Genomic DNA, 23,504 nt, shown 5'->3' with positions numbered 1-23,504 from the left:
ATGAGCGCAGTTCCATTGCGTAACAACAAGGCCGCGTTGGCCGCCGTGCGTACGGTCACGGTGCTAGGCGCCACCGGTTCGATCGGCGACAGCACCATGGATTTGCTGCGTGGCGCGCGCGACCGCTACCAGGTCGAAGCGCTGACCGCGAATTCCAATGTCGAAGCGCTGGCTAAACTTGCAAAGGAATTCGGCGCACGATTCGCTGCAATCGCCGATCCCGCGCGTCTTGGCGAACTGAAGGACGCACTGGCAGGCACGAACATCGAATGCGGTGCCGGCGAAAGCGCGATCATCGAGGCCGCGGCGCGTCCCGCCGACTGGGTGATGGCGGCGGTGAGCGGTGCGGCCGGGCTGAAGCCAGCGCTCGCCGCGGTCGATCGCGGCGCTGCCGTCGCATTGGCGAACAAGGAATGCCTGGTCTGTGCCGGCGACTTCTTCATGCAGCGCGCGGCAAAAGCCGGCGCATGCATTCTGCCGGCGGATTCCGAGCACAACGCGCTGTTTCAGGCGCTCTCTTCCGGCAATCGCGAAGAGTTGGTGCGCGTGATCATCACCGCATCCGGCGGCCCATTCCGCACCTGGGCGCCGGCCGACATCGAGCAGGCGACGCTGGAGCAGGCGTTGAAGCATCCGAACTGGAGCATGGGCCAGAAGATCACGATCGATTCGGCCTCGATGATGAACAAGGGCCTCGAAGTCATCGAAGCTTCCTATCTCTTCGCGCTCTCCGCCGACGAGATCGACGTTCTCGTGCACCCGCAGTCGATCATCCATGGCATGGTCGAATTCTCCGATCGCTCTGTGGTCGCACAGCTCGGCGCACCCGACATGCGCATCCCGATTGCGCATTGCCTTGGATGGCCCGAGCGAATCGTTGGCCCGTCGGCGAGGCTCGATCTCGCGAAAATCGGTCAGCTCACCTTCGAGGCGCCGGATTTTGAGCGGTTTCCGGGCTTGCGGCTGGCCTACGAGGCGTTACGTACGGGGCGTGGCGCGACCACGGTGTTCAATGCCGCCAATGAGGTGGCGGTGGCGGCGTTCATTGCCGGAAAGATCAAGTTCGGATCGATCGCGCGCCTCGTCGAGGCCACCATTAATGACTGGATTCGCACCGGGAACCTTGCGCCTCTGAGCTCGGCTGACGACGCGATCTCCGTTGACCAAAACGCGCGAAACAGAGCCGCCTCCCTATTGCCTCAAATTGCCTTAAAGGCATCCTAGAGGGTTGGGGACGGAGCCTTTGGCTCTTGTCGAGGGGAACCTGATGATTGAGTTTTTTCTAAACAGTTTCAATACGTTGGGCCACGGGCTCATCGGCTACATCATTCCCTTTTTGTTTGTGCTGACCATCGTCGTGTTCTTCCACGAACTCGGCCACTTCCTCGTCGCCCGCTGGGCCGGCGTGAAGGTGTTGACCTTCTCTCTCGGTTTCGGGCCGGAACTCGCCGGTTTCAATGACCGCCATGGTACCCGCTGGAAGATCTCCGCGATCCCGCTCGGCGGCTATGTGAAGTTCTTCGGCGACGAATCGGAAGCCTCGACGCCGGCTTCGGCCGAAACGCTTGCCCGCATGAGCGACGAAGAGCGGGCTGGCAGCTTCCATCACAAGAAAGTCGGCGCCCGCGCCGCCATCGTGGCCGCCGGTCCGATCGCGAATTTCATTCTCGCGATCGTCATCTTCACCTGCCTGTTCACCTTCTTCGGCAAGCCGAGCACGACGGCGCGCGTCGACAAGATCGAAGCCGCGAGCGCCGCCGAGCGGGCGGGCTTCCAGGTCGGCGACATCGTCACCGCCATCGACGGCAAGAAGGTCGGCAGCTTTTCCGACATGCAGCGGCTAGTCAGCGTGCGTGCTGGCGACACCCTGACCTTCACCGTCAAGCGCGGCGATTCCACGCTGCAATTGAAGGGCACGCCGGAACTGCGTGAAGTGAAGGATCCGTTCGGGAACACGCAGCGGCTCGGGATTCTCGGCATCACCCGCGCAACTTCGCCGGGCGAAGTGACGACCGAGAAGGTCGACCCGGCGACCGCGCTCTGGCTCGGAATCAAGGAAACCTGGTTCGTTATCGAGCAGACGCTGTCCTATATCGGCAACATCTTCACCGGCCGGGCCAGCGCGGACCAGATCGGCGGGCCGATTCGGATCGCGCAGATTTCAGGGCAGGTGGCCACGCTGGGGCTGATTCCCTTGCTGCATCTGGCGGCGGTGCTGTCGATTTCGATCGGGCTGCTGAACCTGTTCCCGGTTCCCTTGCTGGATGGCGGCCACCTTATGTTCTACACGGCCGAGGTGCTGCGGGGACGCCCATTGTCGGAAAAATCGCAGGAATACGGGTTCCGCGTGGGGCTTGTTCTGGTGCTGATGCTGATGGTGTTCGCTTTCTATAACGATTTCCATCAGGTGCCGTGGCTGAAGGGGCTGTTCGGAAGATCGTAGTAGCGGCTTTTTTGTGACGTTGCCCATTGGCAACGCCTTGGAATGAAATTGGAATTGCCGCGTGAAGTCTGGTTTGCCCCCCTGTCGAAATTAGCTACAAGCAATGCAACTTGGGAATCTGCCGGTTCGTAGGGGTACGGGCCGGCATGCAATGACGAGGGCGCGTTGCGCATGATGTTGGGAATGCGAGTGCGGGGGGCTCTGCTGGGCACTCTGATCATGTTGGCCGCGCCGATGGGGGGCGCGCTGGTGTCTGTGCCGGCTGCGGCCCAGACAGTGGCGTCGATCGCCGTTGAGGGGAACCGGCGTGTCGAAGTCGAGACCATCCGTTCCTATTTCAAGCCAGGACCTGGCGGCCGCCTCGGGCAGGCCCAGATCGACGATGGTCTGAAGGCGCTGATCGAAACCGGCCTGTTCCAGGACGTGCGAATCAGCCAAGTCGGCGGCCGACTGGTCGTGACCGTGGTCGAAAATGCCGTGATCGGGCGCATCGCCTTCGAAGGCAACAAGAAGGTCAAGGACGAGCAGCTCTCGGCCGAAATCCAGTCCAAGCCGCGCGGCACATTCTCGCGCCCGATGGTTCAGTCGGATGCCCAGCGAATCGCTGAAATCTACCGGCGCTCCGGCCGCTACGACGTGCGCGTGACCCCTGAAATCATCGAGCAGCCGAACAACCGCGTCGACCTGATCTTTACGATCACCGAGGGCACCAAAACCGGCGTCAGGTCGATCGAGTTCGTCGGCAACGTCGCCTATTCGTCCTATCGCCTGAAGGACGTCATCAAGACCCGCGAATCGAACCTGCTGAGCTTCCTCGGCGGCGCCGACGTCTACGATCCGGATCGGGTCGAGGCCGACCGCGACCTGATTCGCCGCTTCTATCTCAAGAACGGTTACGCTGACGTGCAGGTGATTGCGGCGCTGACCGAGTATGATCCCGACAAGAAGGGCTTCCTCGTCACCTTCAAGATCGAGGAAGGGCAGCAATATCGCGTTGCCTCCGTCGATTTCCAGACCTCTATTCCAACCCTCGATGCGGCCTCGATGCGCAGCTTCTCGCGCGTCGCCGTCGGCTCGGTCTACAATGCCGAGGCACTCGAGAAATCCGTGGAGGAAATGCAGATCGAGGCCTCACGGCGCGGCTACGCGTTCGCCGTGGTGCGCCCGCGCGGCGATCGCAATTTCGAGCAGCACACCGTTTCGATCGTGTTCGCCGTCGATGAAGGCCCTCGAACCTATATCGAGCGCATCAATATCCGCGGCAACACCCGCACCCGCGATTACGTGATCCGTCGCGAGTTTGATCTGTCCGAAGGCGACGCCTACAACCGCGCGCTGGTCGACCGTGCCGAGCGCCGGCTGAAGAACCTCGACTTCTTCAAGGCCGTGAAGATCCTGACCGAGCCCGGCTCGTCGACCGACCGCGTGATCCTGGTCGTCGACCTCGAAGAGAAGTCGACCGGCGACTTCTCGGTGTCGGGCGGTTACTCGACCACGGACGGTGCGCTGGCCGAAGTCAGCATCTCCGAGCGCAACTTCCTCGGCCGGGGCCTGTATGCGAAGGCAGCCGTGACCTATGGCCAGTACGCGCGCGGCGGTTCGCTGTCGTTCGTCGACCCCTATCTGTTTGACTATCGCGTCGCACTCGGCCTCGACCTGTTCTATCGCGAGCAATTGGCCAACAGCTACATCGCCTACGGCACCAAGACGCTTGGCTTCAGCCCGCGGCTCGGCTTCACCCTGCGTGAAGACCTCGCGCTGCAGTTGCGCTACTCGATCTACCAGCAGGAAATCCAGCTGCCGAGCACGCTCGCGAACTGCAACAACAACTCGTCGAACTCGTTGCTCGCGTTCAACCCATCGCCGGCCTTTGCGAATCTGGTGGGCGCGCCTAACGGCGGATCGATCACGTCGGGAGGCCAAACCGCCACGGACACTTCCGGTGCCGGCCTGTGGTGCTACAGCGATGGCGAAGCTTCGCTGCCCATTCGCCGGGAGTTGCAGAGCGGCAAGGCGCTGACGTCGTCGGTCGGCTATTCGCTGAACTACAACACGCTGGACAATAACAAGAATCCGACCGACGGCTTGCTGATTGACTGGAAACAGGACTTCGCCGGCCTCGGCGGCGACGTGAAGTACATCAAGTCCGCGATCGACGCGAAGTACTACACCCCGCTGGTCGCCGATATCGTCGGCCTGATCCACCTCCAGGGCGGCATGCTGAACCAGTTCGGCGGCAGCGAGCTGCGCATGCTCGATCACTTCCAGATGGGTCCGAATCTGGTTCGCGGTTTTGCGCCGAACGGCATCGGTCCGCGCGATCTCAACCCGTTCGGTACGCGTGACGCGCTCGGCGGCACCAAGTATTGGGGCGCTTCGTTCGAATTGCAGATGCCGTTCTGGTTCCTGCCGAAGGAAGTCGGGCTCAAGGGCTCGGTCTATGCCGACGCCGGCGGACTTTGGGACTACAAGGGCCCGACTTCGTGGGCGGCAACGGGTGAGGTCAACGTGCCTGGCTGCGTCCCGCCGACGCAATCCCCGAATGCCAACGCCGGAACCTGTTTGGGATTGCAGTATGACGACGGCAACTTGGTGCGCACCTCGGTGGGTGTCGGCATCATCTGGGCTTCGCCGTTCGGTCCGCTGCGCTTCGACTATGCAGTTCCGCTTACGAAGGGTCAGTTTGACCGCGTGCAGCAATTCAAGTTTGGCGGTGGCACATCGTTCTAAGGTGGCTTGAAGCGACCGGACGTAAGGTCCGGGAGACGAGAGCACCACGGAATAAGAGGAGGGGTCGGCTCCGTTGCTTCGGAGCCGGCACTCCGGTGTGAAGGCCGGCCGGACTGCGGCGGATGGAATGGCGCAGCCGATATTCTTCAAGCAACCTCCTTCCTCGACGCTGGCCGAGCTGGCCGCGCTGACGGGAGCGGTATTGGCCGATCCCGCGCGGGGCGGTCATGTGATCAAGGGCCTCGCTTCGCTCGACGAAGCCGGTCCCATGCATCTGGCGTTCTTCGACAACCTCAAATATGCCGATCAGCTCAAGGCGACCAAGGCCGGCGCCTGCCTGGTCAGCCTGCGTTTCGAAGCCCAGGTGCCAGCCCATGTGGCGGTGCTGCGGGCGGCCCAGCCGTTCCGCGCCTTCGTGAAGCTGGCGCGCGAATGGCACGCCGACGCGCTTCGTCCGCAATCCTGGTTCGACAATGACGGCATCGCGCCGTCGGCGATCATCGACCCGTCCGCCCATCTCGAGGACGGTGTCATCGTCGATCCGCTGGCGGTGATCGGCCCGCGGGTCGAGATCGGCACCGGTACGGTGATCGGCGCCGGCGCGGTGATCGGCGCCGACGTCAAGATCGGCCGCGACTGCAATGTCGGCGCGCGGACCGCGATTCAGTTCGCCCTGATCGGCAACAACGTCCTGATCCATCCCGCTTGCAGCATCGGCCAGGACGGCTATGGCTTCATCTTCTTCGGCCCCGAGGGCCACCTGAAGGTGCCTCAGACCGGCCGCGTCCTGATCCAGAACGATGTCGAGATCGGTGCCGGCACCTGCATCGACCGCGGCAGCCTCCGGGATACGGTGATCGGCGAGGGGACCAAAATCGACAATCAGGTCCAGATCGGCCACAATGTGACGATCGGCAGGCACTGCCTGCTCGCGGCCCAGATCGGGCTCGCGGGCAGCCTGACGATCGGTGACAACGTCGCGCTGGGGGCGAAGGTGGGTATCAACAATCACCTCAAGATCGGCGACGGCGCCCAGGTCACGGCCATGAGCGCGGTCAAGGACGACATTCCGCCGAACGGCCGCTGGGGCGGTCATTTTGCCAAACCAACCAAGCAGTGGTTTAGAGAGATCGTTGCAGTGGAGCGGCTGGCACAGGGCGGCACGACCGATCCGAAAGGCGAAGGACAGGAGTGATGGAGGAGGCACCGGTCAGGTTCGAGCTCGTGGATATCAACGAGATCCTCAAGACGCTCCCGCACCGCTATCCGATGCTGCTGATCGACCGGGTGATCAAAATCCGGACCGATTACAGTGGGATCGGTATCAAGAACGTCACCTTCAACGAGCCGCCGTTTCTCGGCCATTTTCCCGAGCGTCCGGTCTACCCCGGCGTGATGATGATCGAGGCCATGGCGCAGACCGCCGGCGTCATCGGCATCAAGTCGGTCGAAGGCACCGAGAAGCCGCGGGCGGTCTACTTCCTGACCATCGACAAGTGCAAATTCCGAAAACCCGTGATGCCCGGCGATACCATCGAGTATCACATGCGCTCGATCGGCCGCCGCAAGGCGATGTGGTGGTTTCACGGCGACGCCAAGGTGAATGGCAGCGTGGTCGCCGAGGCTGACGTCGGCGCGATGCTGACGGATTGAGCCGAATTGAATTTATCCGTCACACAACCGACGTCTTCCTGATATCTCTGCTCAATCGTTGGTAGTGGAACCCACGCCGAGGCGATTGATGAAATTTTCCGCATAAGTCCGGTTTGGGACCACGCTTTTTCAACGGAGGCTTCCCGTGAACAGGCTTGCGTCCATTATTTCGTGTTTGGTCATTTTTCTGCTGACGTCGCCGCCAAGTTACGCGGCTGATCTGAACGGTCTGGTATCGTCGCTGAAGGGCGGTGGCTACGTCATCGTGTTTCGGCACGGCGCCACCGACGATAGCCAGAAGGACATCTATCCCTTCAAGTTCGACGACATGAGCGCGCAGCGGCAACTGAGCGAGAAGGGCCGCGCCATGGCACGCGAGCTTGGGGCGGCGCTTGCGAAACTGGGGGTGCCGGTCGGCGAAGTCTACACCAGCCGGCTCAACCGTGCAGTGGAGACTGGTAAGCTGATTGGCGGCAAGGACGTGGCTGCGGTGGACGAATTGACCGACAGCGGCGCCGGCAGTTCGTCGGCGATGGCTAACCCCGACGGCAAGAACGCCAAGGCGGGACGCGCCGTGCGCGACCTCGTCAACGTGGCTCCGAAAGCCGGCGTCAACAATCTGGCGGTGACGCACAAGACCAACGTCGCCGATGCCTTCGGCAAGGAATTTGCCGATATCCGCGAAGGCGAGGCACTGGTGTACAAGACCAGCGCCTCGGGCCCGGCCGTCCTCTTCACGCGGGTGCAGGCAAGCGAGTGGATCGCGCAGGCAGGCAGCTAGAGAGAATATTGCGAGGTCGGCAGTTGCCTGCGCGTGAGGAGCGCCGTTGGTGTGAACTGTCACCGCGCACTGTCTGCAACAGTCAGGCGTGACTATACGCGGGTATACTCGACAATTTCGGGACGTTGACGGAGCATGTGCCTGTCACTCCGTGTGGCCATGCCGTCAGCGTGAGCATGGCGCATTGGAACTTCGGTCCAATCGACTGACTCGTGATTTCCGGTGGCAGGTCACTGTTGAGATTGCCGCATGAAACGCCTGACAACTGCCGTTGTGCTGATAGGCTCGGCCGCTGTTTTCGCTGGTAGCGCAATGGCACGCGACGACGGCCGTTACGCCAATTCTCCGCTCAAATCCTGGTTCGATAGCTTGAGAAGCGGCAAGGGGCCGTGCTGCTCCGATGCCGACGGCTCAGCGGTTGCCGACGTCGATTGGGAATCGAAGGACGGTCACTATCGCGTGCGCCTCGAGGGCCAGTGGATCGACGTCCCCGACGACGCCCTCATCACGGTGCCGAATCGCGTGGGCAGGACGATGGTCTGGCCGATCAAGGGCACGGCCGGAATTTCGATTCGCTGCTTCATGCCCGGCAGCATGACCTGACGCCGCAGGATCGCTCTGACGTCCGGCGAGGACCGGCCGACCGCGGACATTGCGGACCGGACGATTCGCAACACGCCGTAACCATACGTCACTAGACAGCCTTGGGATGCCGCGCTAACCACCGGAAAACGCGAGATATTCGCGTGCAACGGATGGGCTGGGCTTAGTTGATGGGTACGATCGATCCAACCGCGCGGGTTGAGGATGGCGCTGTGATCGGCGAGGGGACGACGATCGGTCCCTATTGCATCATCGGGCCCCATGTCATCATCGGCGCCAAGTGCAAGTTGATCGCGCATGTGCACGTCACTGCGCAGACCACGATCGGCGACGGCTGCACGATCTATCCGTTCGTCTCGCTCGGCACGCCGCCGCAATCGCTGAGTTACAAGGGCGAACTGACGAGGCTCGAGATCGGTGCGGGCTGCACCATCCGCGAGTCCTCGACCATGAACGCCGGCACGGTCGCCGGCGGCGGCGTGACGCGGGTCGGCGAGCGCGGCTACTTCATGAACTGCAGCCATGTCGGGCACGATTGCCAGGTCGGCAATGACGTGATTTTCGCGACCTCGGCGACGCTCGGCGGCCATTGCGAGATCGGCGATTTCGTCTTCATCGGCGGGTTATCGGCCGTGCACCAGTTCACGCGGATCGGGCCGCAGGTGATGGTCGGCGGCGTCTGCGGCGTGCGCGGCGACGTCATTCCATTCGGCCTCGTCAACGGCCAGTATGCCGCTCTCGAAGGCCTCAACATCATCGGCATGAAGCGCCGCAAGTTCACCAAGGAGCGGCTGGCGAAAGTGCGCTCGTTCTACCAGAAGCTGTTTCACGGCCCCGGCATCTTTGCCGAGCGGCTGAGCGCGGTGCAGCCGTTGGCCGGCGAGGACCCGGCGATCGCCGAAATCCTCGCCTTCATCGAGCAGGGCAAGCATCGCGCGCTTTGCCTTCCCGCCGACGACGGCCACAGGCAGTGATGACGGGATCGCCGCAGCCATGATCTCAGCGGCCTCCGACATTTCATCGCCGGTCGGCGTCATCGCAGGCGGCGGCGCAATGCCGTTCGCGGTGGCGGATTCGCTTGCCGCGCGGGGGATCGCGCCGGTGCTGTTCGCGCTGCGCGGCGCCTGCGATCCGGGTGGGGTCGAACGCTACCGTCATCACTGGATTTCGGTCGGACAACTCGGCCGCGCGACAAAGTTGTTCCGCAGCGAGGGCTGCCGCGATCTGATCTTCATCGGCACGCTGCTGCGCCCGGCGCTGTCGGAAATCCGCCTGGACTGGGGAACGCTGCGCGTCATCGGCCATGTCCTGGCGGCATTTCGCGGCGGCGACGATCATCTGCTGTCGGGCATCGGCCGCATCCTCGAACAGGACGGTTTTCGAATGGTCGGCATCAGGGATGTCGCGCCCGATATTCTGATGCCGGAAGGAAACATTGCCCGCGCCACGCCCGATCCGGCCGCCCTGGCCGATATCGCCAGAGGGCGGGAGGTGCTCGGCGCGCTCGGTCCCTTCGACATCGGCCAGGCCGTGGTCGTGATCGACGGGCACGTGGTGGCGGTCGAGGACATTGAGGGCACCGATGGGCTGCTCGCACGCGTGGCGCGGCTGCGGGAGGCTGGGCGTATCAGAGCCAAATCCGGCCGCGGCGTGCTGGTCAAGGCGCCGAAGAGCGGCCAGGATTTGCGCTTCGACCTGCCGACGGTGGGCGCCAAAACCATCGACGGCGCGGCCAAGGCCGGGCTCGCCGGCATCGCCGTGATCGCGGGCCACACGATTGCCGCCGACTCGCAAGCCATGATCGAGGCCGCGGACAAAGCCGGTCTGTTCATCCAGGGGTTAGCAGCGTGACACCGTCTCGCGCAACCGCGGGGATGGAGCGGAGGATCTTTCTGATCGCGACGGAAGAGTCCGGCGATCGTCTCGGCGCCAATTTGATGAAGGTGCTGCGCCAGCGCCTTGGCGACGGGGTGCAGTTCGAAGGCGTCGGCGGTCGCGCGATGGCGCGCGAAGGCTTGGAGTCGCTGTTTCCGATCGAGGAGCTCTCGATCATCGGGCTCGCCGCCGTCGTCAAGGACCTGCCGAAGATACTCGGCCTGATCAAGGAAACCGCGATCGCGGTGACGGAAGCCGCACCCGATATTCTCGTCATCATCGACAGCCCCGACTTCACCCACCGCGTCGCCAAGCGCGTCCGCGCCAAGGATCCCGGGCTGCCGATCGTCGACTATGTATCGCCCTCCGTCTGGGCGTGGCGGCCGGGCAGGGCGCGGGCGATGCTGAAATATGTCGATCACGTGCTGGCGCTGCTGCCGTTCGAGCCCGAGGCCTATCAACGGCTGCACGGGCCGCCCTGCAGCTATGTCGGCCATCCCCTGACCGAGCAACTGGCCTCGCTGCGCCCGAATGCCGAGGAGGCTGCGCGGCGGGCGGAATCGCCGCCGGTGCTCTTGGTGCTGCCGGGAAGCCGCCGCAGCGAAATCCGCCACCACATGGCGGTGTTCGGCCAGGCGGTGGCGCGGCTGCAGGAGCAGGGCACCACGTTCGAACTGGTGCTGCCGACCATGCCGCATCTGCAGGAGACGGTGGTGGAGGCCGTGAAGGGCTGGCCAGTGCAGCCCCAGGTCGTCATCGGCGAGCAGGAGAAGCGCGCGAAGTTTCGGATCGCGCACGCGGCGCTGGCCAAGTCAGGCACCGTGACGCTCGAACTGGCGCTGGCGGGCGTGCCGATGGTCACGGCCTACCGCACCGGCGCGATGGAAGCGTGGATCCTGCGCCGCGCGATCAAGGTGAACTCGGTGATCCTTGCCAATCTCGTGATCGGCGAGAACGTCATTCCCGAATTCCTGCAGGAAGACTGCACGCCGGAAAAGCTTTCGCAGGCGCTACGCGAGGTGATGAGCGACAGCGACCTGCGCCGGAAGCAACTCGAAGGCTTCGCCAAGATCGACGACATCATGTCGACCGGCAACCAGCCGCCCAGCGTGCGGGCGGCCGATATCGTGCTTGCGACGATGCACAAGGCTAGACGGCCAAACTAGAGCATGATCCGGAAAAGTGTGTGTAGCGGTTTTCCGAAAGGATCATGCTCAAACAAAAAGATAAAGCGGGATGACGATTCGAAGAAACGTCATCACGCTTTAGGCACCGGCTTGCGGCCGATGATGTCGGACAGCCAGCCAAAAAAGATCAAGCTTGGCGTTGCAATCAGCAGCGCTGCTCCCACGATGTAGGCCGAGGTCAGCGGGTCCACCTTGGAGACCTGCTGCAGGAAATACAGCGCCCAGAACTGGCCGCTGTACCAAACCACGCCTTGCCCGATCAGCACGATGGTGGCGATCCCGACGTATTTGATGTTCGAACTGACGAAGGCCTCCTTCCAGGGATTTCTGGTCATCTGGCCCTTGGCCTTTATCTCCTGGAAGATCGGCGTCTCCTGCAACTGAAGCCGGATGTAGATCGCAATACCCACCAGCAGGAAGGACACCAGGAACGGGACGCGCCAGGCCCACGCGTCGAAGGCCTCATTGCCGAAGTAGGTGCGGGTTGCGATGATTACGGCCAGTGACACCACGATCCCGAGCGTAGGCGAGGTCTGAAGCCAGCCGGTGTAGTAGCCACGGCCTCATAAGACTTTTGGCTCAGTCGGGCGGTAAGAGGGGATCGCGGCGAATGGCGCCGTCCGGCACGCACCCGCCGGCGTCGCTTCAACGAACGGCGCGCATTTGCGCGGCCGTTGCCACGGCATCGAGGATGATGCGAACGGGTTCGAAACAGCACGCCGAAACAACCCGTCGCTCCCGACGTCACCGATGGACGGTCGTAGCGAGGCCTTCCAAGTCAGGCTTCAGACAACCTCCGTGTTGTCAGTTGGCTGTCCGATGCCAGTGATCGTGCCACCATGTGGCGAAGTCGCGATCGGTCGCCAATTCCCAGACTGCAAACAGGATCACGACCAGACCTGACACCACACTGTTGACCGTAGCCAAGGTTGTCTCGTAGCCAACCGTCCAGGGCGCCGCCAGCAGGGCCAGGCCGAGGAGAATTTCTCCCCATTCCTCCAGATAGGACGGAATGATGAACCCCTCCAAGGCAAACAAGATAACGCATAACCCAAGCACGACGGTGATCCAGGTGGCCGCCCCGGTGAAGCCGAGGACGAACGGCGACAAAACCAGCCAGACGCCCATCACCAGGCTGGCAACGTCTTGCCAATGTCGAATGCGCATGAAGCTCACCTCCTTCGCGCAAGTCTCCCTTTGCACATGGTATTGGTTTTTGCAGCTGCCTAGGGCCTGCGACAACGCGGCTGGCGAGGCGGTCGGCGACACGGCCAAGAAGGGCGCGGCGGGGTTAGCGCGGCGTAGGGTGGCAAGCGAAGCGTGCCCACATCTCTTCGGGCATCGGCCATCGTGGGCACGCTCCGCTTTGCCCACCCCACAAGAGAAAAGCCGGACGCGATGATCGCATCCGGCTTTTCCGACTTGTCCCTATGAGGCAGCTTACTTGCGCTTGTCCATCTCGACGTAGTCGCGGCGGGCGACGCCGGTGTAGAGCTGGCGCGGACGGCCGATCTTCTGCTGCGGATCCTCGATCATCTCGCTCCACTGGCTGATCCAGCCGACGGTGCGGGCGACCGCGAACAGCACGGTGAACATCGAGGTCGGGAAGCCCATCGCCTTCAGCGTGATGCCCGAATAGAAGTCCACGTTCGGATAGAGCTTGCGGTCGATGAAGTACTGGTCGGAGAGCGCGATCTTTTCCAGCTCCAGTGCGACCTTCAGCATCGGGTCGTCGCCATGGCCGGTCTCGGCCAGCACGGCGTGACACATCTTCTGCATGATCTTGGCGCGCGGGTCGTAGTTCTTGTAGACGCGGTGGCCAAAGCCCATCAGGCGGACTTCAGAGTTCTTGTCCTTCACCTTGGCAATGAATTCCGGAATCTTGTCGACCGTGCCGATGTCGGCGAGCATTGCGAGCGCGGCTTCGTTGGCGCCGCCATGCGCGGGGCCCCAGAGGCAGGCGATGCCGGCGGCGATGCAGGCGAACGGGTTGGCGCCGGAGGAGCCGGCGATACGCACCGTCGAGGTCGAGGCGTTCTGCTCGTGGTCGGCGTGCAGGATGAAGATCTTGTCGAGCGCGTCAGCCAGCACCGGGTTGATCTTGTAATCCTCGCAAGGCACCGCGAAGCACATGTGCAGGAAGTTCTCGGCAAAGGAGAGCGAGTTCTTCGGATACATGAAGGGCTGGCCGACGGTGTATTTGAAGGCCATTGCGGCCAGCGTCGGGACCTTCGCGATCATGCGCATCGAGGCGATCATGCGCTGCTTCGGATCGTTGATGTCGGTGCTGTCGTGATAGAACGCGGCGAGCGCGCCGACGGCGGCGACCATGATCGCCATCGGATGGGCGTCGCGGCGGAAACCCTGGAAGAAGCGGGCCATCTGCTCGTGAACCATGGTGTGATGGATCACGCGATGGTCGAAGTCTTTCTTCTGCGCCGGGGTCGGAAGCTCCCCGTAGAGCAGCAGGTAGCAGGTCTCGAGGAAGTCGCCCTTTTCGGCGAGTTGCTCGATCGGGTAGCCGCGGTATTCCAGCACGCCGGCATCGCCGTCGATATAGGTGATCTTCGACTGGCAGCTACCGGTCGAGGTAAAACCCGGGTCGTAGGTGAACATCCCGGCCTGGGCGTAGAGCTTGGCGATGTCGATGACATCGGGCCCCACCGTGCCGCTGAGGATCGGGAAATCGTAGGTCTTGTTACCTACCGTGAGCGTTGCAGTCTTGTTGCTGGATTTTGCGTCCATCGTGGATCCCCGATGAAATCGTTACGAAAAAACCGCGCCGACCTTGGTGCCATTCGCAAGGCAGCAGCAAGGGAAGCCGGCGTGTCTAGAAGCGGCGCCAAAGGCGTAGCTTATTGCCCTGTGCACTGCAAGATGGCCGCGGCCCCCCATATGGTAGGGGCTTAGTTGGCCGCCTGATCGCCCAAGCGGGCCAGGCATTCGTCCCGCCCTAGTACCGCCAAAACGTCAAAAATGCCCGGTGAAGTCGTACGTCCGGTCAGTGCCACCCGGAGTGGCTGGGCGACGGCGCCGAGCTTGAGATTGTTCTGCTCTGCGAAATTCCGCATGGCGGCTTCCGCGGTCTCGGCGCGCCAGTCGGTGACGGTCTCGAGCGCGGTCCGGAGTTGGCCGATCAGCGCGCGCGTCTCCGGCGTCAGCAGGGCGGCCGCCTTCGGCTCGATCTCAAGCGGACGGTCGGCAAAGATGAAGTAGGCGCCCGATATCAGCTCGATCAGGGTCTTGGCGCGCTCCTTCAGGCTCGGCATAGCGCGAAGCAGTTGGCCGCGCGTCGTGTCGTTGAGTTTTGCCTTCAGCTCGGCGCCGTTGGGGACGTAATCCAATACGCTTTCGAACTGCGCGACCAGCTCGCGGTCATCAGCATGGCGGATGTAGTGGCCGTTGAGGTTCTCCAGCTTGGCGAAATCGAACCGCGCCGCCGAGCGACCGATCGCGGGCAGATCGAACGCGTCGATCATTTCCTGTGTCGAGAAGATTTCCTGGTCACCATGGCTCCAGCCGAGCCGGACCAGGTAATTGCGGAGCGCCGCCGGCAGATATCCCATGGCGCGATAGGCATCGACGCCGAGCGCGCCATGGCGCTTCGAGAGTTTTGAGCCGTCGGGCCCATGGATTAGGGGGATGTGGGACATGTTGGGGATGTCCCAGCCGAGCGCGTCGTAGATCTGCTTCTGGCGCGCGGCGTTGATCAGATGGTCGTCGCCCCGGATCACGTGCGTGACGCCCATGTCGTGGTCGTCGACCACGACAGCCAGCATGTAGGTCGGGTTGCCGTCGCCGCGCAAAAGCACGAGATCGTCGAGGTTCTCGTTCTGCCAGACCACGCGGCCCTGCACCTGGTCCTCGATCACGGTCTCGCCGGTCTGCGGCGCCTTGAGGCGGATCGTGGGCTTCATGCCCGCGGGCGCCTCCGAGGGGTCGCGGTCCCGCCACATCCCATCATAGAGGCGCGTCCTGCCCTCGGCGCGTGCCTTCTCGCGCATCGCTGCCAGTTCCTGCCCGGTGGCGTAGCAGCGGTAGGCTTTGCCGCTGGCGAGCAACTGCTCTGCCACCTCGCGATGGCGCGCGGCGCGGCTGAACTGGTAGATGACGTCGCCGTCCCAATCGAGCTCGAGCCATTTCAGGCCGTCGAGAATGGCCGCAATGGCAGGTTCGGTCGACCGCTCGCGATCGGTATCCTCGATCCGCAGCAGCATCTTGCCGCCAGTCTTCTTGGCGTAGAGCCAGTTGAACAGCGCGGTGCGGGCGCCCCCGATGTGGAGGAAGCCGGTGGGCGAGGGGGCGAAGCGTGTGACGACGGGATCTGTCATTTACCGGGCGGGTGAGGTTTGGAATTGGCGGTGGTGTATAGCAGGAACGGTGCATAACTAAAGCCTTAGCCATTGGCAAAGTAGGCTTGGCTCGCAAGGGCGAATTTGGCAGAAGGTTCGCCAATCCCTAACAGGAACTCGTTGATGACCACAGAACCGGTAGCGGCAGAGGCGGGGCGCGATTTCATCCGCGACATCGTACAGGCCGATCTCTCCTCGAAGAAACATAGCCGGATCGTGACCCGATTTCCGCCGGAGCCGAACGGCTACCTGCACATCGGCCACGCCAAGTCGATTGCCCTTAATTTCGGCATCGCGCAGGAGTTCGCCGGCAAGTGCCATCTGCGCTTCGACGACACCAACCCGACCAAGGAAGAGCAGGAATATATCGATTCCATCCAGGCCGACGTGCACTGGCTCGGCTATGACTGGGGAACCGATCTCTATTACGCCTCCGACTATTTCGAGCGCCTGTACGATTGGGCGGAGGGCCTGATCAAGGCTGGTGATGCCTATGTCGACGACCAGTCGCAGGAGGAAATCAGGGTCAACCGCGGCACGCTGACGGAGCCCGGCAAGAACTCGCCGTTCCGCGACCGCCCGGTGGAGGAAAATCTCGACCTCTTCCGCCGCATGAAGGCCGGCGAGTTTCCGAACGGCACGCGGGTGCTGCGGGCGAAGATCGACATGGCCGCCGGCAACATCAACCTGCGCGACCCCGTGCTCTACCGCATCCTGCATGCCGAGCATCCGCGCACCGGCAACAAATGGTCGATCTATCCGAGCTACGACTACGCGCACGGCCAGTCGGACGCCATCGAAGGCATCACGCATTCGATCTGCACGCTGGAATTCGAGGACCACCGGCCGCTTTATGAATGGCTGCTCGACAAGCTGCCGGTGCCGTCAAAGCCGCGCCAGTACGAATTCGCCCGGCTGAACCTGACCTACACGCTGCTGTCCAAGCGCGTGCTGACGCAGCTCGTCCGCGACGGCCACGTCTCCGGCTGGGATGACCCGCGCATGCCGACCATTGCGGGGTTGAAGCGGCGCGGCGTGCCACCGGCCGCCGTGCGCGAATTCGTCAAGCGCATCGGCGTGGCGAAGGCCAACAGCGTCGTCGATGTCGGCATGCTGGAATTCTGCATTCGTGAGCATCTCAACAAGTCAGCGCAGCGGCGGATGGCGGTGTTGCGGCCGCTGAAGGTGGTGATCGAGAATTATCCGGAAGGGCAGGTCGAGGAGCTCGAGGCCGTCAACCATCCCGACGACGCGGGCGCCGGCACGCGAAAAATTTCGTTCGGCCGCGAGCTTTACATCGAGCGCGACGACTTCATGGAAAATCCACCCAAAAAATTCTTCCGCCTGTCACCGGGCAACGAGGTGCGGCTGCGCTATGCCTATTTCGTCAAATGCACCGGCGTCATCAAGAACGACGCGGGCGAGGTGGTCGAATTGCGCTGCACCTACGATCCCGTGACCAAGGGCGGCAACGCGCCCGATGGCCGCAAGGTCAAGGCCACCATGCACTGGCTGTCAGCCAAGGATTCAGTGCCGGCGGAGATCCGCGTCTACAATCAGCTCTTTTCGAACCCGAGCCCGAGCGCTGCAAATTTCGCCGCCGACCTCAATCCGGAGTCCCTCGAAGTTTTGCCTGACGCCCGGATCGAGCCGTCGGTCACGTCGGACAATTCCGGCGAGGTGATGCAGTTCGAACGGCAGGGCTACTTCGTGCGCGACAAGGATTCTGCGCCGGGCAAGCCGGTATTCAACCGCACCATCGGCCTGCGCGACACCTTTGCAAAGGAAGTCGGCGGGAAGGGCTGAAGCTGCGTTTCTGCCGGTGGTATGTCGGACCTCATCCTGAGGAGCGCGAAGCGCCGCGTCTCGAAGGATGAATGGCACCAGTGGGGCCTCGTGGTTCTCCCGGCGATGCGGAGCATCGTCCGGAGACGGCGCTAAAACGCCTCCTCACCATGAAGGGCTACTACAAAATTGGATCATCGATGCAGAACGCGACCGACGACATCGTCTCCGGCATCATGAAAAGATGGGCGACGGCGTTCAGCACGTTGGATGCCACGGCCCTCGCCGCGCTCTATTCGAGGAACGCGTTCTTCTTCGGCTCGAACCCGAACTTGTACAGCGGCCGTGACGGCGTGCAGGCCTATTTCGAGGGGCTGCCGCGATGGCAGTCGCCATCCGTTCAATTCACCGATGTCAGGACGGAGCAAGCGGCTATCGACCTGATCAATGTCGCCGGCACGGCGTCCTTTGTCGTCGAGAAAGATGCCGAGCCGCTGGTGGTGAAAATCACCTGGGTAATCGTTCGCGAGGACGGCGATTGGAAAATCGTCAGCCACCACGTCTCGTCCAGGACCCCGCTGATTGAGCCGTAGGGCGGTTGTGCGTCGAAGACGCTTCCTGCGTCATCCCATTCTAAAGCATGATGAAATTAGATTTGATTGCGACCACGAAGAAGGTGCGCTCCCTCTCCCGCTTGCTGGGGAGGGTTGGGGTGGGGGTGTCTCCGCGGGCGATACTACCCGAGTGGAGAGAGCCCCCACCCGGCGCTTCGCGCCGACCTCCCCCGCAAGCGGGAGAGGTAAAGCGCGTTGCGGCTAAACTCATCTAACCAAAAATCATCATACTCTAGATGTCGTAATACAAATGAAACTCGTAAGGATGAGGACGCAGCCGGATAGGATCGATCTCTTTCTTGCGCTTGTAGTCGAGCCAGGTCTCGATCACGTCGCCGGTGAACACATCGCCGCGGAGCAGGAAGGCGTGATCGCGCTCGAGCGCGTCGAGCGCCTGATCCAGCGATCCGGGTGTCGACTTCACGTCCTTCGCCTCGGCGGGCGGCAGGTCATAAAGGTTCTTGTCGATCGGGCTGCCCGGATCGATCCGGCTGTTGATGCCGTCAAGGCCGGCCATCAGCATCGCGGCAAAGGCTAGATAGGGATTGCAGGAGGGATCGGGCGAGCGAAACTCGACGCGCTTTGCCCGCGGGTTCGGCGAATACATCGGAATCCGGCAGCAGGCTGAGCGGTTGCGCTGCGAATAGACCAGATTGATCGGAGCCTCATAGCCTGGCACCAGACGCCGATAGGAGTTCGTGGTGGGGGCGCAAAGCCCGCACAACGCCCAGGCGTGGGTCAGCAGGCCGCCGATGTAGTAGCGGCCGAGCTGGCTCAACTCGGCATAGTCGCCCTTGTCGTAGAACAGATTGGTCTCGCCCTTCCAAAGAGACTGGTGAACGTGCATCCCCGAGGCGTTGTCCTCGAACAGCGGCTTCGGCATGAACGTTGCGGTCATACCGTGCTCGCGGGCGGTGTTCTTCACCACGTATTTGTAGATCATCAGATTGTCCGCCATGCGGGTGAGCGTAGTGAAGCGCATGTCGATCTCGTTCTGGCCGCCGGTCGCGACTTCATGGTGATGGGCTTCGATCTGGATGCCGAGTTGTTCCATCGTCAGCACCATGTCGGTGCGGAGAGCCTGCATGCTGTCGGTCGGGGGAACGGGAAAATATCCTTCCTTCGGGCGCGGCTTGTGGCCCAGATTCGGGTCTTCCTCCTTGCCGGTATTCCAACTGCCTTCGCTGGAATCGATTTCGTGGAAGGCGTAGTTGATCCCTTGTCCGTACCGCACGTCGTCGAACACGAAGAACTCCGCCTCCGGGCCGAAGTAACTCGTATCGGCGAGGCCAGTGCCCTTCAGGTTGGTTTCCGCCTTCTGGGCGATGTAACGGGCGTCACGGCTATAGGGTTGACCGGTCACGGGGTCCCTGATGTTGCAGATCAGGACCAGGGTCGAGGCAGGCGAGTACGGGTCGAGAAAGGCCGTGGCCGGGTCCGGCACGACCAGCATGTCGCTTTCCTGAATTTCCTGGAAGCCGCGGATGGATGAGCCGTCGAATCCAATGCCTTCGCTGAGAGCATCGATACTAGCTGCACCCGGCGGGACGGAAAAATGCTGCCACACCCCAGGCAAGTCGGTGAAGCGCAGATCGATCATCTGCACCTTCTCGTCGCTGATCGCCTTCACGAGGTCTTCGGCTGTCGCACACTTCGGAAACATGGCTTCACTCCTGTCATGGAGAGGCGCATCGTGGAGGTCGTGCCGCCATTCAGCCGTGGCGAAGCGGCTTGCGACGGGTTTTGGGACCACGTTCTGCGTTGCGCGCCGGCAGCCTCAGCTTTGGTGCGGCCCGCGCATGAGCTTCATCGCGTCTTCGATATGCCGCCAGGTTCTGGCCAGTTCGGCCTCGCCTTTTGCCTCGAGTTCGATGGCGTTCTGGGCCGCTTCCGCAATGGCCTTGGGGCCATGCGCTTCCAGCAACTGCCGTGCATAGTCGTGGATTTCGATTTCTCGCATGGGGTCATGCTCCTCTCGTTTTGAGCGCAACTGTGAATTCCAGTCGAGCCGAGAGCCGTAGACGTTGACACCTGGTCATGCGCGCACAGTGTGCATCCTGCTGCGGCGCACTTGCAAGAGCGGTTTCAGGGCGGTGGGCCGCCGGGATTGGATTGTAGCGCCGGCCGCCTAGCAACCCCGGCAAATGCTGCGCAGGGATTTTGCGAGCTGGGCGTCGTCCGCCGTCATGGGCTCGTAGGGCTTTTGCTGCTCGGCCTGCCGGACCTCGTTCGCCTTTTGCCGGGCGGCCCGCGCGGCCTCCTGGCGCTGGTAGCACGCCTCGCGCTCGGCTCGCGCCTCGATGAAGCGGCATTGCTCTGGAGGGGCGGCATCGGCAGGGGCGGAGGTCAGGACCACCGCAAATAAAATCCAGGCCGCACGCTTCATGTCACTTGTCCTGATGTTCGATTTCACTGGATGCAACTGTAACCTGGCCGACATGCATTCTTCCGGTTTGTGCATCCGGCACCGCTGACAGGTTCAATAAACCGCCCAATGATGGGGATTTTTAGCGCGGCTCGATCAACGGCGGCAAAAAGCTTCCGGTTACCTCCGATGTGTCATCGGAGAGGCGCCAAGCCGCTACTCCGAAGCATGCCGTGAGCATCAGAGCCGTCACAAGCAGAAGCGTGCAGTAAAACTGGCTCACCTCGTACCCCGCCACCAGCCTCGATCTAGAGAGCACGGTCTGCCGAGTCGGAAAATGCAGTTGGCCTGACTTAACGGTGGTTTTCCACGTGGATGAATTGCCTTTTCGGGCGTCGGCCGGTTGGGGGGCCCGGAGCTTCGCGGGTCCCCGCTCTTTCAGGATTCTGCATCCGTTCTGCTAGCCGTCCGAATACAGCGTCCGGTAGTCTTGCGGTCTCCACGAGATCGTAGGGTGTAAGCACGCGTGGCGGAGCAGGGCGACACGTCGGGCCGGAAGCGGGGCTATACCGGCACCTGGCCGCCGCGCGCCGCAGTAGCGGCCGGCGGCGTTCTGCCATCGCGTCCGGCATTCTGGCCGCCGCTGATCGAGGCCCTGCGCGCCTGGGCGCGCGCGGAGGCTGGTGCCGGGCGGTTGCTGCCCTGGGTGCCGGTGGCGTTCGGGACCGGGATCGCATTCTACTTCGCCGCCGATCATGAGCCGTTGCTGTCGGCGGCCGCCGTCGTGGCGATCGCCCTGTGCGCGGCGGCGGTGCTGTTGCGGCGGCAAAAATTCTTTCCGGTCGCGGTCATGATCGCAGCCGTCGCGGCGGGCTTTGCGATCGCGACCTGGAAGACCGCGCGGGTCGCGCATGGCGTGCTGGCGCGGCCGATGTTTTCGGTCTCGCTGACCGGTTTTGTCGAGACGCGTGACATCCGCGAGCGCACCGACCGTTTTGTGCTTCGCGTGGTCACCATGGAAAGCGCGCGGGGACAAACAAGACTCGAGCGCGTGCGGCTGTCGGTGAAGAAGGGGACGGCGCCGCCGGTCGGCAGCTTTGTCGAGCTGAAGGCGCGGCTGTTGCCGCCGCTTTCGCCGGTGCGGCCGGGCAGCTACGATTTCAGCCGCGACATGTTTTTCGCCGGCATCGGCGCCTCCGGCTTCGTGATGGGCGCGATCAAGACTACCGAGCCGCCGGAAGCCGGCGGGCTGCGCCTGCGCTATTCGGCGTTCATGCAGGGTCTGCGCGACACGATCGATGCGCGGATCAGGACCACGCTGGAAGGCGACCAGCGCGCCATTGCCACCGCGTTGTTGACCGGGCGGCGCGATGCGATCTCGCCGCCGGTGAACGATGCGATGTTCATCTCCGGCCTCGGCCACGTGCTGTCGATCTCCGGCTACCACATGGCCGTCGTAGCCGGCGTCGTGTTCTTTGCCGTGCGGGCGCTGCTCGCCCTGTTCCCTGTGCTCACGGTCGGCTATGCCATCAAGAAATGGTCGGCCGCGGCCGCGCTCGTCGCCGCCGCGTTTTATCTGTTGCTGTCGGGCGCCGAGGTCGCGACGCAGCGCTCGTTCTTCATGACGGCCGTGGTGCTCATCGCCGTCATTGTCGATCGCCGCGCGATCACGTTTCGCACGCTCGCGGTCGCCGCCCTGATCGTGCTGACGGTCGCGCCGGAAGCGCTGGTGCATCCGAGTTTCCAGATGTCGTTTGCGGCGACGCTCGGGCTGGTGGCGCTGGTGCAGATCGGCATGCCGCGCCTGTTCGCGACCGCCGATCATACCGCAACCGCCCGCGCGGCGCTGTGGGGCGGCCGCGAGATCGCCATGCTGTTGCTGGCCTCGCTGGTGGCGGGGCTCGCGACCACGCCCTACGCCGCCTTCCACTTCCACCGGGTCACGCCCTATGGCGTGCTCGCCAATCTCGCGGCGATGCCGGTGGTGTCGGCGCTGGTGATGCCGGCAGGCCTGCTCGGCCTCGTCGCGATGCCATTCGGGTTCGATCGCCCGTTCTGGGCGATCATGGGCGTCGGCATCGACTGGATGATCGCGGTGACGCAATGGGTCGCAGCGCTGCCCGGCGCGGTCGGCCGGGTGCCGGCGTTCGGCATCGGCCCGCTGATCGCGGCGAGCCTCGGCATCATCCTGCTCGGCCTGTTGCGCACGCCGCTGCGCTGGTCGGGCGCGGCGCTGGTGCTGGCGGCGGCATTGTGGGCGGCGAGGGCGCCGCAGCCGGATATCCTGATCTCCGCCGACGGCCGCCATGTCGGCGTCCGCGGCCAGGATGGGAGGCTGCATCTGATGCACGCGGCCAAGGGGTCCCGGGACGTCTTCCTGCTGAAGGAGTGGCTGGCGGCGGATGCCGACGCGCGCACGGCAACCGATGCATCGCTCACGTCAGGCGTCTCCTGCGATGAATTCGGCTGCGTGATGCCGTCCGTCGGCGGCGGCCTGGTCGCGCAGGCGTTCAGGCCCGAGGCGCTGGCGGACGACTGCGAGCGCGCGGCGCTCATTGTGACCCTGCGGCAGGCGCCCGCTTCCTGCGCGGCTTCCGTGATCGATGCCGAGCGGCTGCGGCGGCAGGGCGCCATGACGCTGCGACGAGGCCGCGAGGGATTTGTCGTCGAGGCGGTGAAGCCGCGAGGGATCGACCGCCCCTGGTCGCCGGCCGTTGCCGACGCGGGAGAGGTCGACGCCAACGTTCTGGCCCCGCGCGTCGTGCCGCCTCGCGCCGTCGATGCGACGCCAGCCGAGGCGGACCTTCAGGCGGAAGAGTAGGCGGATTTCAATGCTCGTCGATTGGGGGGCTGGACGGATGGGCCGGTATCTCGAACGCGCCGAGGTGGAATTCCTCCGGCGCGTCGGGGGATGACGGCAGGTTGACCAGCGTGAAAGACGCTTCGGGGAATTGCTGCCAGATCGCGAGGTCTTCGGCCGTGATGGTGAGCCAGCCATATCTGAACATGTAACGTCCGGGCTCGGTGACGCGTCCAGCCCTTTGCCATGTGACTTTGTTGACCACCGGTTGCCCCCTCGGTGCCGAATTTTGAAAAACGCATCACCATGATCCGCC

At 63.3% G+C, this 23,504-nt stretch carries 20 protein-coding genes and 1 pseudogene; 13 read left to right on the top strand and 8 right to left on the bottom strand.

Going from position 1 to position 23,504, the window contains the following annotated elements; translation table 11 throughout:
* The 10 genes from dxr to lpxB all read left to right on the top strand — a co-directional run bounded on the left by dxr (position 1) and on the right by lpxB (position 11,251).
* Entirely contained in the window at positions 1–1,224 is a 1,224-nt protein-coding gene (gene dxr, locus AC0QUY_RS00560; protein ID WP_475385350.1) for a 1-deoxy-D-xylulose-5-phosphate reductoisomerase, read from the top strand.
* A 43-nt stretch (positions 1,225–1,267) separates the two neighbouring features.
* Positions 1,268–2,443, top strand: a complete 1,176-nt coding sequence (rseP, locus tag AC0QUY_RS00555; RefSeq protein ID WP_475385349.1) for an RIP metalloprotease RseP — start codon at positions 1,268–1,270, stop codon at positions 2,441–2,443.
* Positions 2,444–2,614: 171 nt separating this feature from the next.
* A complete protein-coding gene (bamA, locus tag AC0QUY_RS00550; protein WP_475385348.1) occupies positions 2,615–5,173 on the top strand; it encodes an outer membrane protein assembly factor BamA in 2,559 nt (852 codons plus the stop codon).
* A gap of 127 nt (positions 5,174–5,300) precedes the next feature.
* Positions 5,301–6,368 carry a UDP-3-O-(3-hydroxymyristoyl)glucosamine N-acyltransferase gene (lpxD, locus tag AC0QUY_RS00545; RefSeq protein WP_475385347.1) on the top strand — a complete coding sequence of 356 codons (1,068 nt, stop codon included), beginning with the start codon at positions 5,301–5,303 and terminating at the stop codon, positions 6,366–6,368.
* Positions 6,368–6,826: a 3-hydroxyacyl-ACP dehydratase FabZ gene (gene fabZ, locus AC0QUY_RS00540; RefSeq protein ID WP_057859038.1), complete on the top strand. Its 459-nt coding sequence runs from the start codon at positions 6,368–6,370 to the stop codon at positions 6,824–6,826. The genes lpxD and fabZ overlap by 1 nt, the downstream gene beginning before the upstream one ends.
* 145 nt (positions 6,827–6,971) lie before the next feature.
* Positions 6,972–7,607 carry a histidine phosphatase family protein gene (locus AC0QUY_RS00535; protein WP_475385346.1) on the top strand — a complete coding sequence of 212 codons (636 nt, stop codon included), beginning with the start codon at positions 6,972–6,974 and terminating at the stop codon, positions 7,605–7,607.
* Positions 7,608–7,856: 249 nt separating this feature from the next.
* Positions 7,857–8,210: a hypothetical protein gene (locus tag AC0QUY_RS00530; protein ID WP_246738239.1), complete on the top strand. Its 354-nt coding sequence runs from the start codon at positions 7,857–7,859 to the stop codon at positions 8,208–8,210.
* A 170-nt stretch (positions 8,211–8,380) separates the two neighbouring features.
* Positions 8,381–9,184: an acyl-ACP--UDP-N-acetylglucosamine O-acyltransferase gene (lpxA, locus tag AC0QUY_RS00525; protein WP_475385345.1), complete on the top strand. Its 804-nt coding sequence runs from the start codon at positions 8,381–8,383 to the stop codon at positions 9,182–9,184.
* A gap of 19 nt (positions 9,185–9,203) precedes the next feature.
* Complete coding sequence (locus AC0QUY_RS00520; RefSeq protein WP_161854862.1) at positions 9,204–10,061, top strand: LpxI family protein; 858 nt, start codon at positions 9,204–9,206, stop codon at positions 10,059–10,061.
* A gap of 23 nt (positions 10,062–10,084) precedes the next feature.
* Positions 10,085–11,251, top strand: coding sequence for a lipid-A-disaccharide synthase (lpxB, locus tag AC0QUY_RS00515; protein WP_161856695.1), 1,167 nt, complete (start codon positions 10,085–10,087; stop codon positions 11,249–11,251).
* A gap of 104 nt (positions 11,252–11,355) precedes the next feature.
* On the opposite strand, the pseudogene AC0QUY_RS00510 reads toward lpxB, so the two are convergent.
* The 4 genes and pseudogenes from AC0QUY_RS00510 to gltX all read right to left on the bottom strand — a co-directional run.
* A pseudogene (locus AC0QUY_RS00510) lies at positions 11,356–11,832 on the bottom strand (MFS transporter); the annotation flags it as partial.
* Positions 11,833–12,076: 244 nt separating this feature from the next.
* Positions 12,077–12,439 carry an SPW repeat domain-containing protein gene (locus AC0QUY_RS00505; protein WP_475385344.1) on the bottom strand — a complete coding sequence of 121 codons (363 nt, stop codon included), beginning with the start codon at positions 12,437–12,439 and terminating at the stop codon, positions 12,077–12,079.
* A gap of 273 nt (positions 12,440–12,712) precedes the next feature.
* Complete coding sequence (gene gltA / locus AC0QUY_RS00500) at positions 12,713–14,017, bottom strand: citrate synthase (protein ID WP_475385343.1); 1,305 nt, start codon at positions 14,015–14,017, stop codon at positions 12,713–12,715.
* Between the two features lie 161 nt (positions 14,018–14,178).
* Entirely contained in the window at positions 14,179–15,603 is a 1,425-nt protein-coding gene (gene gltX / locus AC0QUY_RS00495; protein WP_475385342.1) for a glutamate--tRNA ligase, read from the bottom strand.
* 144 nt (positions 15,604–15,747) lie between these two features.
* Between gltX and AC0QUY_RS00490 the strand changes: the two genes are divergently transcribed.
* Complete coding sequence (locus tag AC0QUY_RS00490; RefSeq protein ID WP_475385341.1) at positions 15,748–17,430, top strand: glutamine--tRNA ligase/YqeY domain fusion protein; 1,683 nt, start codon at positions 15,748–15,750, stop codon at positions 17,428–17,430.
* Between the two features lie 179 nt (positions 17,431–17,609).
* A complete protein-coding gene (locus AC0QUY_RS00485) occupies positions 17,610–18,002 on the top strand; it encodes a nuclear transport factor 2 family protein (RefSeq protein WP_475385340.1) in 393 nt (130 codons plus the stop codon).
* A 253-nt stretch (positions 18,003–18,255) separates the two neighbouring features.
* On the opposite strand, the gene glnA is transcribed toward AC0QUY_RS00485, so the two are convergent.
* The 3 genes from glnA to AC0QUY_RS00470 all read right to left on the bottom strand — a co-directional run bounded on the left by glnA (position 18,256) and on the right by AC0QUY_RS00470 (position 20,409).
* On the bottom strand, positions 18,256–19,686 hold the full coding sequence (glnA, locus tag AC0QUY_RS00480; protein WP_475385339.1) for a type I glutamate--ammonia ligase: 1,431 nt from the start codon (positions 19,684–19,686) through the stop codon (positions 18,256–18,258).
* 114 nt (positions 19,687–19,800) lie between these two features.
* Positions 19,801–19,983, bottom strand: coding sequence for a hypothetical protein (locus AC0QUY_RS00475; protein WP_057848834.1), 183 nt, complete (start codon positions 19,981–19,983; stop codon positions 19,801–19,803).
* A gap of 168 nt (positions 19,984–20,151) precedes the next feature.
* On the bottom strand, positions 20,152–20,409 hold the full coding sequence (locus AC0QUY_RS00470) for a hypothetical protein (RefSeq protein WP_475385338.1): 258 nt from the start codon (positions 20,407–20,409) through the stop codon (positions 20,152–20,154).
* A 505-nt stretch (positions 20,410–20,914) separates the two neighbouring features.
* On the opposite strand from AC0QUY_RS00470, the gene AC0QUY_RS00465 reads away from it, so the two are divergent.
* Entirely contained in the window at positions 20,915–23,209 is a 2,295-nt protein-coding gene (locus AC0QUY_RS00465) for a ComEC/Rec2 family competence protein (RefSeq protein WP_475385337.1), read from the top strand.
* 7 nt (positions 23,210–23,216) lie between these two features.
* On the opposite strand, the gene AC0QUY_RS00460 is transcribed toward AC0QUY_RS00465, so the two are convergent.
* A complete protein-coding gene (locus tag AC0QUY_RS00460; RefSeq protein WP_161854853.1) occupies positions 23,217–23,453 on the bottom strand; it encodes a hypothetical protein in 237 nt (78 codons plus the stop codon).
* Between the last annotated feature and the right edge of the window lie 51 nt (positions 23,454–23,504).

This window comes from Bradyrhizobium sp. WYCCWR15520 (genome assembly GCF_056174665.1).
Note: the sequence above shows the minus strand (reverse complement) of the source record. Positions and strands in the feature narration are given on the sequence as shown.